The sequence below is a fragment of the Actinoplanes sp. G11-F43 genome (genome assembly GCF_050589265.1).
Lineage (GTDB): Bacteria > Actinomycetota > Actinomycetes > Mycobacteriales > Micromonosporaceae > Actinoplanes.
The window spans coordinates 232569-244820 of sequence record NZ_JBNZCE010000009.1; the positions used below are offsets into that span (position 1 = coordinate 232569).

The following is a 12252-nucleotide window of genomic DNA, read 5'->3' on the forward strand; positions in this document are numbered from 1 at the left end:
ACGGCACGAGATCCACAACGGAGAAGGAGCTCGCACGATGCGGAACCGGACGATGCGATTCGCTGTGCTCGGCGCGATGACCGCGGGCGTGATGCTCACCCAGCAGGCATGCGCCGGTGAGTCGACAGCCGAACCGGTGGCGGCCGGGTCGACGGCGGAGGCGCCCGTCCCGGCCTCGGAGCCGGCGGCGCCGCCGAACCCGGACGAGGGCGCGGTCCCGCTCTGCAAGACCACCGATCTGGAGGCGAACATCACCCTCCAGCCGGACGGCAAGGGCGACACCCGGATGGGCCTGGTCACGCTGACGAACAAGTCGGACCTGGAGTGCACGGTCGGTGGCCGGGCGGCGATCTCGCTGAAGAACCCGGCGGACGAGGTGGTCGAGGTGCCGACCGAGGAGGTCGAGCAGCCGGGGGAGGCCGCGCGGACCGCGCTCAAGGTCGGGTCGAGTGTCTTCCAGGGCATCAAGTGGACGGTCTGCGACAAGGGCGATTCCAGCTGCGGTACGGGTAACACCCTCGTCTTCAGCCTGGAGGCGTCCACTGACGGCGAGCCGGCGGAGCTGTCGAACTTCCCGGACCCGGCGAAGAACGCCATCACCATGAGGTCGTTGCAGGTCGGCACGATTCAGCTGAGCCGTCAGGGTGTCGTCGCCTGGTGAGTTCCGCCACGTACGCGTCGGGAGGGTGACGCCCGGTTCTTCACCGAGCCGCCGGCCGTGATCCGCTGGGCTCACCGGGTGGCGCCGCCGAAGCCGGTGTGCTCGGTGTGGACACCCCGCTGGTCGCCGGGTACGCCCGTCCCGGCGCCTGACCGGGGTTCCGGAGTTCGGGAAACCGGGTGGACCCCGGGGCGGCCGGGCGGGCAGGGTCGGTCCGTGGACACCATCGCGGTTCGGCATCGTTCGCTGGCGGAGATTCTCGACGGGCTCGACGTGGTGCGGCAGTCACCACGCGACGCCGGCACCCTGGACCTGGCGGTGCGCCGGCCCGCCCCGGGCACCCGGGAGGTGCTGGCCACCGCCGATCTGGACCTGACCGGCGGGCTGGTCGGCGACGACTGGATCCGGCGCCCCAGCTCCCGCACCCCGGATCACACCCCGCATCCGGACATGCAGCTCAACGTGATCAACTCCCGGTTCACCGAGCTGATCGCCGGACCGGACCGGGACGCCTGGGCGCTCGCCGGTGATCAGCTCTACGTCGATCTGGACCTGAGTGTCGAGGCGCTGCCGGCCGGCACCCGCCTGGCGATCGGCGATCAGGCGGTGATCGAGGTGACCGCGGAGCCGCACACCGGTTGTGCCAAGTTCGCCGCCCGGTTCGGCCGCGACGCCCACAAGCTGGTCTGGACCGACGAGGCGAAACAGCTGCGGCTGCGCGGCCTCAACGCCCGGGTGATCGTCGCCGGGACCATCCGGCCCGGCGACGTCATCCGGCGTTCCTAGGGCCGTTCTGGAGATTCGGCCGCGCCGCAGCCCCGGCCGAATCTCCAGAAAGCCCGAGGTGCTGTCTACATCGCCTAGTATCCGTAGATCATCTTGTAGGCGACCTCGGGCAGGAACTGTCCGGCCGAGGATCCGCCGCCGACGCCGCAGTTGCCGTCGGACTCGCCGGGCGTCTTGAGCCACAGCAGCATCTCGGCCCCGCCACCCATCTGGGTCGGCGTGCCGATCCGCCGTCCGGCCGGGTTGCACCACTGGCCGTTGCCGCCGTTGCCGTTGCGGCTGGTGTCGACCACGAACGGCTTGCTGTGACCGTACCGCCGCAGCTCACCGGAGAGCCGGTTGCCGAAGGTGACGTTCTCCCCGGTGGGGAAGTAGTTCGACACGTTCAGCGCGAAGCCGCGGGCGCCGGCGACGCCTGCCGCGTTCAGCCGCTGGGCCATCGTCGGGGCGTCGATCCAGCCGGGGTTGCCCGCGTCGAGGTAGGCCCAGGTGTTGGGGGCCTTGGCCCGGAACTGGTTGACGGCCCGCGACAGCATCCCGGTGCGTTCGCTGATCTGGTTCTGGTTCATGCAGCTGAAATCGCCGAGCGAGTCCGGTTCCAGAACCACCACGGCCGGCCGGTTGCCGATCGCGGCGGCGAACGAGGAGATCCACGCGTCGTAGGCGCCGACGCTGCCGGCGCCACCACCGGAGTGCCCACCGCAGGCGTCCCGGCCGGGGATGTTGTACGCGACCAGGAGCGGGAGCTTGTCGGCGGCGTCGGCGGCACCGACATAGTTGCCGACGGCGCCGGAGATGTCGCCGCTCCAGTTGCCGAACCAGCTGGCCATCGGCTTCTGCGCGATGGCGGTGCGGATCGCCGCGGCCCGGCCGTCACCCGGGTTGGCGTTGGCCCACACCGCGGGGCTGGACGTCGGGTTGATGTAGAAGCCGCTGGTCTGGCTGATCGGATCGGCGTGCGCGGCGGGGGCGCCGAGCAGCACCGCGGGCAGGACGAGGGACAGGGCGGCCAGCACCCGGGCGCTTCGCATCGGGGACTCCATCGGTCAGGCCGGACGGCAGGTCAGGGCGGGCCAGGTCCAGTTGCCGCCGTGCTGGACGGTGAACCCGAAGGTGTTGCCGTTGCCGTTCGGGCGGCCGGTCATCACGTTGCCGCTGGAGTCCCAGGTGGCGGTGACGTTCCAGGTGGCGATGATCCGCTGGGGCGAGGACACCGTCACCGTCACGATCCAGTCGTTGCCGCCGGTGACGGTCACCTGGCCGTTGAAGCGGTCGTTCCACTTCTGGCCCTCGCTGTAGGTGGCCGTGCACCCGCCGGTGGGCGGCGGAGTGGTGGGGCTGCTCGACGGGCCGGGGCCGGACCCGCCGTTGTTGAGGGCGGCGAGCACCGCGTCGTACGCCGCCTTCTTCTGCCCGCTGCCGTTGAACAGCAGCGGGGTGCCGGAGGCCCGCCACGAGTCGGTGTCGCGGACGCCCCACACGGTGATGCCGTTGCACCGGGTGACGGCCAGGCACGCCTGGACGATCCCGCGGTACTGCTCGGCCTGGCTGGTTCCGGAACCCTCGATGTCCAGCTCGGTGATCTGCACGTCGACGCCGAGGTTCGCGAAGTTCTGCAGGGTGGTGTGGTAGTTGGCGGGCACCGGGTTGCCGGAGTTGAAGTGGGCCTGGAAGCCGACGCAGTCGATCGGCACGCCACGCTGTTTGAAGTCCTGGACCATCCGGTAGACGGCCTGGGTCTTCGCGTGTGACCAGTTGTCGGTGTTGTAGTCGTTGTAGCAGAGTTTCGCGCCCGGGTCGGCGGCCCGCGCGGCCCGGAAGGCGGCCTCGATCCAGTCGTTGCCGGTGCGCTGCAGGTTGGAGTCGCGGCGGGCGCCGGAGGAGCCGTCGGCGAACGCCTCGTTCACCACGTCCCACGAGTGGATCTTGCCGCGGTAGTAGGTGGCGACCCGGGTGACGTGGTTGAGCATGGCGTTGCGCAGCGCGGTGCCGCTCATGTTCTGCATCCAGCCCGGCTGCTGGGAGTGCCAGGCCAGGGTGTGCCCGCGGACCTGTTTGCCGTTGCTGATCGCCCAGTTCACGATCCGGTCGCCGGCCGAGAAGTTGAACTGGTTCTGGTTGGGCTCGGTGGCGTCGAGCTTCATCTCGTTCTCGGCGGTGACCGAGTTGAACTCGCGGTTGGCGATGGTCGTGTACTGCGAATCGCTGAGCCGCCCACCGGCGATCGCGACGCCGAAGTACCGGCCGCGCTCGGCGGCCGAGGCGCCCAGCGTCGACGCCGCGTTCGACGTGCCCTGCCACAGCAAAGCGGTCGAGGCGGTCACGACGGCTACCAGGCCGGTGACGGCGGCCGTCCGCCATCGCCGCCGGGCAGCGGGGCCACTGGTGGATCCGTGCATCGGGGAACCTCCTGGGGAATCGGGGATGTTTTCCGAGATTGCCAGGGCGTTTCCGGCTATTCAAGAGTTTCGATTACCGGATTGTCGCCCGAAACTTCCGGGGTTGAGCCGACTCCGTGAATAGTCGTTGCGTAACGCTTCTGGTGCCCGCTCTTTTGGCGCGATGTGCCAGATAAGTTCCCACGAAAAGTGTTACGCAAGTCGTCGAGCTGCGCTTGCCGCGCGTACCAAAATTGTGTTGTGCGCTCTTGTTGAATAGACCGGGAGCGCTCCCGTAACATCCGTGAAATCCGCAGTCGCAATGGCGATCGTCGATACTTTCGGAGGCGTTGCATGGCACAGCGAAGAAAGGGTTGGGCCGTACTCGCCGTCGCGGCGATGCTGGTCACGGCCGCGATGGCGGTCCTGACCGGGCACGGCAGCGCACTGGCGGCCACCGCGGGATGTGGGAGGACGCCGACCCTGCGCGACGGCACCTACACGATCCAGAGCGGCGGCCGGGCCCGGACCTACCAGCTGCGGCTTCCGGCCGGCTACTCCAGCAGCCAGTCCTACCGGCTCGTCGTCGGCCTGCACTGGCTCAACGGCAGTGCGAACGACGTGGTCGCCAACGGCTTCTACGGCCTGCAGCAGCGGTCCGGCAACAGCGCGATCTTCGTGGCGCCGCAGGGGCTGGACGCCGGCTGGGCCAACACCGGCGGCCGGGACGTCACCCTGGTCGACGACATCCTGCGGGTGGTCGAGAACGATCTGTGCGTCGACACCTCCCAGCGGTTCGCGCTCGGCTTCAGCTACGGCGGGGCGATGAGCTACGCCCTGGCCTGCGCCCGGCCGACGGTATTCCGGGCGGTCGCCCCGATCGCCGGCGCCAACCTCAGCGGCTGTTCCGCGCCGTCCGGGCCGGTCGCCTACTTCGGCATCCACGGCATCCGCGACAGCGTCCTGAACATCTCCCAGGGCCGGTCCCTCCGGGACGGCTTCGTCCGGGCCAACGGCTGCACCGCACAGAACCCGCCGGAGCCGTCCTCGGGCAGCGGAACCCACGTCACCACCGGCTACACCGGCTGCCGGGCCGGATACCCGGTGCGCTGGGCGGCCTTCGACGGTGACCACGTGCCGCTGCCGGTGGACCGCAACGCCTCGTCCTCGTGGGTCGCCGGTGAGGTGTGGCAGTTCTTCACCCAGTTCGGCGGCACCACGCCGCCGTCCAGCCCGCCCCCGTCCTCACCCGCGACAGGGGCGTGCCGGGTCACCAGCACGGTCAACGCGTGGAACAACGGCCTGACCGTCAACCTCACCGTGACCAACACCGGCAGCACCGCGATCAACGGCTGGTCCCTGACCTTCGGGCTGCCGGCCGGGCAGGCGATCACCGGCGGCTGGAACGCCGGCTACACGACCGCCGCCGGACGGGTCACCGCCACCGACGCCGGTTACAACGCGGCTGTGGCGCCCGGCGCCTCGGTCGGTTTCGGATTCCAGGCGACGCACACCGGCGACAGTGGAGCGCCCAACGCGTACGCCCTGAACGGATCCCCCTGTACCAGCGGGTGAGTCAGGGGACGGCACCCGCCGGGCCGGGCGGCGGCGGACACATGAGTGAGGTCGCCGCCCGGGTCCCCCAGTCCCCATCATCCCCACCCTTGTCGAGGAGAATCCGATGAGCGCACCAGCCCTATCCCCACGCCGCGGCCGATGGCGCGTCGTCCTGGCCGCGATGACCCTGCTCGCCGGAGGGGGGACGGTGGCCGTGACCGCTTCCGCCGCGTCCGCGGCGACGATCGACACCAGCGCCTCGTACGTGCTGGTCAACCGCACCAGCGGCAAGGCCCTGGACGTCTACAACCTGTCGACGGCCGACGGTGCGCGGATCACCCAGTGGACCCGTAACGATCAGGCGCAGCAGCAGTGGCAGTTCGTCGACTCCGGCGGCGGCTTCTACCGGCTCAAGTCGCGGCACTCCGGCAAGGTGCTGGAGGTCTACAACTTCTCCACCGCCGACGGCGGCTCGATCGTGCAGTGGACCGACAACAACACCACCAACCAGCAGTTCAGCGTCCAGGACGTGGACGGCTACATCCAGCTGATCAACCGCAACAGCGGCAAGGCGGTGGAGGTGCAGGGCGCGTCGACCGCGGACGGCGCGAACATCGTCCAGTACAGCGACTGGAACGGCGCCAACCAGCAGTGGCAGCTCGTCCGCGTCGGCGGTGGTGGCACCCCCAGCACCCCGCCGCCGTCCGGCTCGTGCACCCTGCCGACGTCGTACCGCTGGACCTCGACCGGTCAGCTCGCCACCCCGCGGGCCGGCTGGGCCTCGCTCAAGGACTTCACCGTCGCGCCGTACAACGGCCGGCAGCTCGTGTACGCCACCAACCACGGCGTCGGCGCCGGCAGCGACTGGGGCTCGATGAACTTCGGCCTGTTCACCAACTGGTCGGAGATGGCCTCGGCGTCGCAGAACCCGATGAACCAGCGGACGGTGGCGCCGTCGCTGTTCTACTTCGCGCCGAAGAACATCTGGGTGCTGACCTACCAGTGGGGTGCGGCGCCGTTCATGTACCGCACGTCGAGCGACCCGACCAACGCGAACGGCTGGTCGGCGGCGCAGCCGCTGTTCACCGGATCGATCACCGGTTCCCCCACCGGCCCGATCGACCAGACGGTGATCGGGGACGGCCAGAACATGTACCTGTTCTTCGCCGGTGACAACGGCAAGATCTACCGGGCGAGCATGCCGATCGGGAACTTCCCCGGCAACTTCGGCTCCTCGTACACCACGATCATGAGCGACACCCCGGAGAACCTGTTCGAGGCGCCGCAGGTCTACAAGGTGCAGGGCCAGAACCAGTACCTGATGATCGTCGAGGCGCAGGGCTCCAACGGCCGGTTCTTCCGCTCGTTCACCGCCACCAGCCTGAACGGCTCCTGGACACCGAACGCGGCCACCCAGAGCAACCCGTTCGCCGGCAAGGCCAACAGCGGCGCCACCTGGACCAACGACATCAGTCACGGTGAGCTGCTGCGCACCAGCGCCGACCAGACCATGACCGTCGACCCCTGCAACCTGCAACTGCTGTACCAGGGCCGGGCTCCCGGCTCGGGCGGCGACTACGGCCAGTGGCCGTACCGGCCGGGCCTGCTGACCCGACAGCGCTGAGATCAGCCGCCGGGCGCGTCACGGTGATCCGTGGCGCGCCCGGCTTGATAAGACAACGGCCGGGGGTACGCCGTTCGGGGCGCTCCGGCGACCACTGAGGCCGCCCTGGCGACCAGTCGGGCCGGAGCCGTTCCCCGTGGACGGCAGCTGTTCCTACCGTCGGCCGCATGCGTAAGGGATTTCGAATCGCACTCGTGATCGCCGCCGGTGTCGTGGTGGCCGGGGCCGGAACACTGGCCGTGCTGAACCGGCCGCTGTCGCGGGCCGAGGCCGACGCGGCCGTCCAGCGGCGCCTGGACGACACGGTGGCCGGCCATGACTCGGTCCGGGGCGCGCTGTTCGCCACCTGGTCGGGGCGGACCGGCCGGCTGGACCGGTATGCCGCCGGGGTGGCCCGGGTGGACAGCCGTTTCCATGCGGCGAGCGTCGGCAAGACCATGCTGGCCACCGTGGTCGGCCAGCTCGTCGACGAGGGCCGGCTCGGTTTCGACGATCCGGTGGGCCGGTGGCTGGACCCGGCCGTGCTGGACGGGCTGGTCGCCGAGGGGCGGGCCGGGGAGGTGACGCTCGGCCGGCTGCTCAGCCACACCGCGGGGGTGGCCGACTACTTCGAGGGGCCGGTGCGGTCCGGCACCCCGATGATCGACCTGATCGCGGCCGATCCTGATCGGCTGTTCAGTCCGGCTGATCTGCTGGCGTTCTCCCGCGATCGGCAGCGGCCGTTCGCCGGGCCGGGGACCGCCTTCCACTACTCCGACACCGGGTACGTGCTGCTCGGGCTGGCGCTGGAGGAGATCGAGGGCCGCCCGTACGCGGAAATCCTGGATCGCCGGATCTTCACCCTGCTGGGCATGCGCGACAGTCATCTGGCGACCACGTTCGGCACGGACGCCGGGCTGCTGCCGCTGACCGTGCGTGGAGTGGACCTGAGCAGCCGCAACGCCCTGTCGGTGGATTGGGCCGGCGGGGGCGTGGTGACCACTGCCGCCGACCTGGTCACCTTCCTGCGCGCGTTCACGGGCGGGGAGTTGCTGTCCCCGGCGACGCTGGCCCGGCTGACCGCTTTCGAGCAGGAGTTCCAGCCGGGCATCGGCTACGGGATGGGGGTGATGCAGTTCCGGTTCCGGGATCTGTCGCCGCTGCTGTTCGGCATGTCGGACGCGTACGGCGCGGTCGGTGCGACCGGCACGTACGCTCTCTACGACCCGGCGGGGGACACCTACTTCGTCGCGAACTACGGGTCGCTGGAGTTCGGTGAGAAGGCGATCGAGGAGCTGGTCGCCCTGCGGATGATCCTCGATCGACGGACGGAATGATCCGGAGGCCCGGCGGGATGGTGCGGCTGGTGTGCTCGCCGGGCCTGCGCGCGCGGCTGGAACGGGAGCTGGCCGCGCACGACGTCGAGGTGGGCGACGGTGACGGCTGGGTGCTTGTCGAGCGCGGGTTCCCGGTGCCGGACGGCGGCCCGGTGATCGTCTTCGACCCGCTGGATCACATGGACGTGGTGCGGCTGCTGGCCGCCGGGATCCGGGAGCGTGGCGGCGCCCGGTCGGTGGTCGGCCAGCGGGGCGGCAACTTCGTGGTGCTGACCGCGCGAGAGGTGGTGTTCCTGGAGGCGGGCGCGGACGGCACGGTGGCCCGGACCGCGTCCGGCCGGGACCGGGTGCGGGGCACGCTCCAGCACTACGAGGTGAGCTGGGCCGGGCTGGGGTTCGTCCGGATCAACCGGTCACAGCTGGTCAATCTGGCGCACGTGCGGGAGATCGTGCCCTGGTTCAACTCCCGCTACGTGCTGCGGCTGGCCGGCGGCGACGAGCTGGAAGTGTCGAAGACGTACGCGAAGCGGCTGCGTACCGCGCTGGGGATGTGAGGTGGTGACCGTGCTGGACGGGACGGCGATCCTGAAGTCGGTCGCTCTCGGGCTGCTGATCGGCGTCGCGCTCCAGGTGCCGGCGCCGGCGGGCACCGGCGTACCGGAGCGGCTTCTGGGGCTGCTGGTCTGCGGGGTGGTCGGTCTGGTCGTCGGGGTGGCGACCGAGTGGCTGACGTCGCTGCTGCCGATCCGGTTCGCCCGGACCGCCGTCTATTTCGCGGTCAACAACGTGATCGCGGTGGTGATCGCGGCGGTGGTGACGGTGCTGCTCGGCGGGCTGGCCACGGTGGTGATCCTGGTCGTGGTGATCGTGTGCGTGGCGAATCTGGGCGACTATCTGGTCTACCGCCGGGCCCAGCGCCGGCTGCGCGAGGTGCAGGCGAGGCTCGCCGACGGTCAGTGAGTGCGGTCCCAGCCGGGGCGGGTGGGGCGCAGCCCGGGGCGGCTGTCCCGGTAGCGGTAGACGACGTACGGCCTGGTCAGGTAGCCGACCGGGGCGCTGAACGCGTGCACCAGCCGGGTGAAGGGCCAGAACGCGAACAGTGCGAACGCGGCGAGCACGTGCACCTGGAAGGTGGCCGGCACCGCCGCCATCAGGGCCGCGTCCGGCTGGAGGGTGAACAGCGAGCGCAGCCAGGGGGAGACGGTCTCCCGGTAGTCGTAGCCGCCGCCGGACACGTTGGCGCGGACTGTCGCCCACAGGCCGCACACGATGACGAAGGTGAGGACCACGTACATCGCCTTGTCATTTTTGGTGGTGGCGGCGAAGACCGGGCCGGTCAGCCGGCGGCGGGCGATCAGCAGGGTGATGCCGATCAGGGTGCACAGCCCGGCGACGGTGCCGATGAACACCGCCATCAGGTGGTACATGTGCTCGGTGATGCCCGCGGCTTCGGTCCACGACTTGGGGATGAGCAGGCCGATGACGTGCCCGATCAGCACGAACAGCACCCCGAAGTGGAACAGCGGGCTGCCCCAGCGCAGGATGCTCGTCTCGTACAGCTGGGAGGAGCGGGTGGTCCAGCCGAACTTGTCGTACCGGTACCGCCAGACGGTGCCACCGATCAGAATCACGATTGCCAGGTACGGGTAGACCACCCACAGCATGGTGTTCACAGACGTCCCCCGGTGAAGGGTGCGAGGCCGACGAGTTCGGCCGGTGGTCCGGTGCGGGCGAGCCGGGCGACGGCGGCCCGGTCGGTGGGCGCCGGTTCGGGCAGCAGGGCGCGGACCGCGTCGACGGCCTGCCGGTAGATCGAGCCGTCCCGTTCCAGGGAGGCGGCGAGCAGGTCGAGGCCGACCCGGTTGCCGATCAGCAGCGGCCAGCCGGAGTCGTCGGCGGCGGCCAGGTCGAGGACGGCGGGCAGGTGGTCGGGCAGTTCCCCGCCGACCAGTTCCAGGCCGGCCTGCCGGTAGACGGCGGCGAAGTCGGCCAGGGCCTCGCCCCGTTTCCGGGTGTCGCCGCAGGTGTAGTAGGTCAGGTGCAGGCTGCACCGGCGGCGGAAGTCGAACTGGTCGACGTACGCGGCACGCAGCCGCCCGGGGTCGCCGGCGCAGCGGTGGGCGGCCACCGCGGCCAGCGGTTCGGCGACCGGGCCGGGCAGTTCGGGCAGGGCGTCGCGGATCAGCGGCAGCGCGCCGAGCACGTCGTCGTCGGGGTAGCGCAGCAGCAGGGACGCGGCCCGGGCGGCGACCGGCCGCCAGCCCGCGGTCACGGCCGGTCCCCGGGGCGCGGCGGGAACAGGCCCTCGGCCTGGCTGTTGCCGTCCCAGTTGAGCAGGTTCACCCGGCGCGGCTCGTCACCCGGGTCGGTGAACCCGTCCGAGGTCTGCCGGTCGCGCAGCATGTGGAAGGTCTCCACCTGCACCGGCACCGCCGTGCCGGAGGCCTCCCCGAACGGGCCGGTCTGGTACATGCCGGGCCCGCCGTCGTACTCCAGGGAGCATTCGGTGCCGAGTTGCTCCAGCTTGTGGGCGTCCTCGGCGTGCGCGGCCGGGATGACGTACCGCTGCTCGTATTTGGCGATGGCCAGCAGCCGGTACATGTCGTTCATCTCCTCCGGGGTCATCGCGACGGCGGCCGGGATCGAGTCGTCGGGTTTCTCCCCGAGGTTGATCCGCCGCTGGTACGAGCGCATCGCGGCCAGCCGGTTGAGCACGGCTTTCACCGGTTCCGGGTCGCCGGCGGTGAACAGCCCGGCCAGATAGTCGATCGGGATGCGCAGGCTGTCGACGGCCCCGAACAGGTTGTGCGGGTCCTCGCCGTCGTGGCCGGTGCCGCGCAGCACGTCGACGACCGGGGACAGCGGTGGGATGTACCAGACCATCGGCATGGTGCGGTATTCCGGATGCAGCGGCAGCGCCACCTCGTACTTCATGATCAGATCCCAGACCGGTGATCGTTTCGCCGCGTCGATCCAGTCCTCCGGGATGCCGGCGGCCAGTGCGGCCCGGGCCACCGCGGGATCGTTCGGGTCCAGGAACACCGAGCGCTGGGCGTCGTACAGGTCGTGTTCGTCCTTGACCGCGGCGGCCTTGGCCACCCGGTCGGCGTCGTAGAGCATCAGGCCGATGTAGCGCAGCCGGCCGACACAGGTCTCCGAGCAGATGGTCGGCTGGCCGATCTCGATCCGCGGGAAGCAGAAGGTGCACTTCTCGGCCTTGCCGGTGCGGTGGTTGAAGAACACCTTCTTGTACGGGCACCCGGTCACACACATCCGCCAGCCCCGGCACCGGTCCTGGTCGACGAGCACGATGCCGTCCTCGGCCCGCTTGTAGATCGCCCCGGACGGGCAGGTGGCCGCACACGCCGGGTTCAGGCAGTGTTCGCAGATGCGCGGCAGGAAGAACAGGAACGCCTTCTCGTAGTCCTGGCGCACCTGGTCGGACACCTGCTGGAGGATCGGGTCGGCCTGGAGCACCTGGTTGCCGCCGCCGAGCGAGTCGTCCCAGTTCGCCGACCAGGTGACGGTGGTGTTCCGGCCGGTGAGCAGGCTCTTCGGCCGGGCCACGGGCAGGTCCTCACCGGCGGGGGCGGACAGCAGGTGCTCGTAGTCGTACGTCCAGGGCTCGTAGTAGTCCTGCATCGACGGCAGTTTCGGGTTGGCGAAGATGGTGAACATCTTCTTGATCCGGCCGCCGGAGCGGGGCTTGAGCCGGCCGGTGGCGGTCCGCACCCAGCCGCCCTGCCACCTGTTCTGGTCCTGGTAGGTGCGCGGGTAGCCCTGCCCGGGCCGGGACTCGACGTTGTTGAACCACACGTACTCCACGCCGGAGCGGTTGGTCCACGCCTGTTTGCAGGTGACCGAGCAGGTGTGGCAGCCGATGCACTTGTCGAGGTTCATCACCATGGCGACCTGGGCCATCACGCGCAT

Annotated in this window: 12 protein-coding genes; 7 read left to right on the plus strand and 5 right to left on the minus strand. The window is 70.1% G+C overall.

Annotated elements, in window-relative coordinates:
- The first annotated feature begins 37 nt into the window (after window positions 1-37).
- Both ACQ0O7_RS11125 and ACQ0O7_RS11130 read left to right on the plus strand, forming a co-directional pair.
- On the plus strand, window positions 38-661 hold the full coding sequence (locus tag ACQ0O7_RS11125; RefSeq protein WP_430781869.1) for a DUF4232 domain-containing protein: 624 nt from the start codon (window positions 38-40) through the stop codon (window positions 659-661).
- Between the two features lie 216 nt (window positions 662-877).
- A complete protein-coding gene (locus ACQ0O7_RS11130) occupies window positions 878-1447 on the plus strand; it encodes an MOSC domain-containing protein (protein ID WP_430781870.1) in 570 nt (189 codons plus the stop codon).
- Window positions 1448-1521: 74 nt separating this feature from the next.
- Here ACQ0O7_RS11130 and ACQ0O7_RS11135 read toward each other — a convergent pair whose 3' ends face one another.
- Both ACQ0O7_RS11135 and ACQ0O7_RS11140 read right to left on the minus strand, forming a co-directional pair.
- Window positions 1522-2478 carry a glycoside hydrolase family 6 protein gene (locus ACQ0O7_RS11135; RefSeq protein WP_430781871.1) on the minus strand — a complete coding sequence of 319 codons (957 nt, stop codon included), beginning with the start codon at window positions 2476-2478 and terminating at the stop codon, window positions 1522-1524.
- 15 nt (window positions 2479-2493) lie between these two features.
- On the minus strand, window positions 2494-3846 hold the full coding sequence (locus ACQ0O7_RS11140) for an endo-1,4-beta-xylanase (protein WP_430781873.1): 1353 nt from the start codon (window positions 3844-3846) through the stop codon (window positions 2494-2496).
- A 333-nt stretch (window positions 3847-4179) separates the two neighbouring features.
- On the opposite strand from ACQ0O7_RS11140, the gene ACQ0O7_RS11145 reads away from it, so the two are divergent.
- The 5 genes from ACQ0O7_RS11145 (at window position 4180) to ACQ0O7_RS11165 (ending at window position 9282) form a co-directional block, all read left to right on the plus strand.
- On the plus strand, window positions 4180-5400 hold the full coding sequence (locus ACQ0O7_RS11145; RefSeq protein WP_430781874.1) for a cellulose binding domain-containing protein: 1221 nt from the start codon (window positions 4180-4182) through the stop codon (window positions 5398-5400).
- A 163-nt stretch (window positions 5401-5563) separates the two neighbouring features.
- Window positions 5564-7006, plus strand: coding sequence for a non-reducing end alpha-L-arabinofuranosidase family hydrolase (locus ACQ0O7_RS11150; RefSeq protein WP_430781928.1), 1443 nt, complete (start codon window positions 5564-5566; stop codon window positions 7004-7006).
- Between the two features lie 167 nt (window positions 7007-7173).
- Complete coding sequence (locus ACQ0O7_RS11155; protein ID WP_430781876.1) at window positions 7174-8322, plus strand: serine hydrolase domain-containing protein; 1149 nt, start codon at window positions 7174-7176, stop codon at window positions 8320-8322.
- Window positions 8319-8876, plus strand: coding sequence for a LytTR family DNA-binding domain-containing protein (locus ACQ0O7_RS11160; RefSeq protein ID WP_430781878.1), 558 nt, complete (start codon window positions 8319-8321; stop codon window positions 8874-8876). Before ACQ0O7_RS11155 ends, ACQ0O7_RS11160 begins: the two co-directional genes overlap by 4 nt.
- Window positions 8877-8880: 4 nt before the next feature.
- The gene (locus tag ACQ0O7_RS11165) at window positions 8881-9282 is read left to right on the plus strand and encodes a hypothetical protein (RefSeq protein ID WP_430781880.1); all 402 of its coding nucleotides are present in this window, start codon (window positions 8881-8883) and stop codon (window positions 9280-9282) included.
- On the opposite strand, the gene narI is transcribed toward ACQ0O7_RS11165, so the two are convergent.
- The 3 genes from narI to narH are packed head-to-tail and all read right to left on the minus strand — an operon-like array spanning window position 9276 to window position 12252.
- Entirely contained in the window at window positions 9276-9986 is a 711-nt protein-coding gene (gene narI / locus ACQ0O7_RS11170; RefSeq protein ID WP_430781929.1) for a respiratory nitrate reductase subunit gamma, read from the minus strand. The two genes, ACQ0O7_RS11165 and narI, sit on opposite strands and share 7 nt — an antisense overlap.
- Before the next feature lie 5 nt (window positions 9987-9991).
- Window positions 9992-10594 (minus strand): nitrate reductase molybdenum cofactor assembly chaperone, encoded by a 603-nt coding sequence (gene narJ / locus ACQ0O7_RS11175; RefSeq protein ID WP_430781881.1) that lies wholly within the window; start codon window positions 10592-10594, stop codon window positions 9992-9994.
- On the minus strand, window positions 10591-12252 hold the full coding sequence (narH, locus tag ACQ0O7_RS11180; RefSeq protein ID WP_430781883.1) for a nitrate reductase subunit beta: 1662 nt from the start codon (window positions 12250-12252) through the stop codon (window positions 10591-10593). The genes narJ and narH overlap by 4 nt, the downstream gene beginning before the upstream one ends.

What these genes read in the sequence shown, in the direction of transcription:
- ACQ0O7_RS11125 (WP_430781869.1), top strand. Translation starts at nt 38, where the DNA reads ATGCGGAACCGGACGATGCGATTCGCTGTGCTCGGCGCGATGACCGCG.
- ACQ0O7_RS11135 (WP_430781871.1), bottom strand. Translation starts at nt 2,478, where the DNA reads ATGCGAAGCGCCCGGGTGCTGGCCGCCCTGTCCCTCGTCCTGCCCGCG.
- ACQ0O7_RS11140 (WP_430781873.1), bottom strand. Translation starts at nt 3,846, where the DNA reads ATGCACGGATCCACCAGTGGCCCCGCTGCCCGGCGGCGATGGCGGACG.
- ACQ0O7_RS11145 (WP_430781874.1), top strand. Translation starts at nt 4,180, where the DNA reads ATGGCACAGCGAAGAAAGGGTTGGGCCGTACTCGCCGTCGCGGCGATG.
- ACQ0O7_RS11150 (WP_430781928.1), top strand. Translation starts at nt 5,564, where the DNA reads ATGACCCTGCTCGCCGGAGGGGGGACGGTGGCCGTGACCGCTTCCGCC.
- ACQ0O7_RS11155 (WP_430781876.1), top strand. Translation starts at nt 7,174, where the DNA reads ATGCGTAAGGGATTTCGAATCGCACTCGTGATCGCCGCCGGTGTCGTG.
- ACQ0O7_RS11160 (WP_430781878.1), top strand. Translation starts at nt 8,319, where the DNA reads ATGATCCGGAGGCCCGGCGGGATGGTGCGGCTGGTGTGCTCGCCGGGC.
- narI (WP_430781929.1), bottom strand. Translation starts at nt 9,986, where the DNA reads ATGCTGTGGGTGGTCTACCCGTACCTGGCAATCGTGATTCTGATCGGT.
- narH (WP_430781883.1), bottom strand. Translation starts at nt 12,252, where the DNA reads ATGCGCGTGATGGCCCAGGTCGCCATGGTGATGAACCTCGACAAGTGC.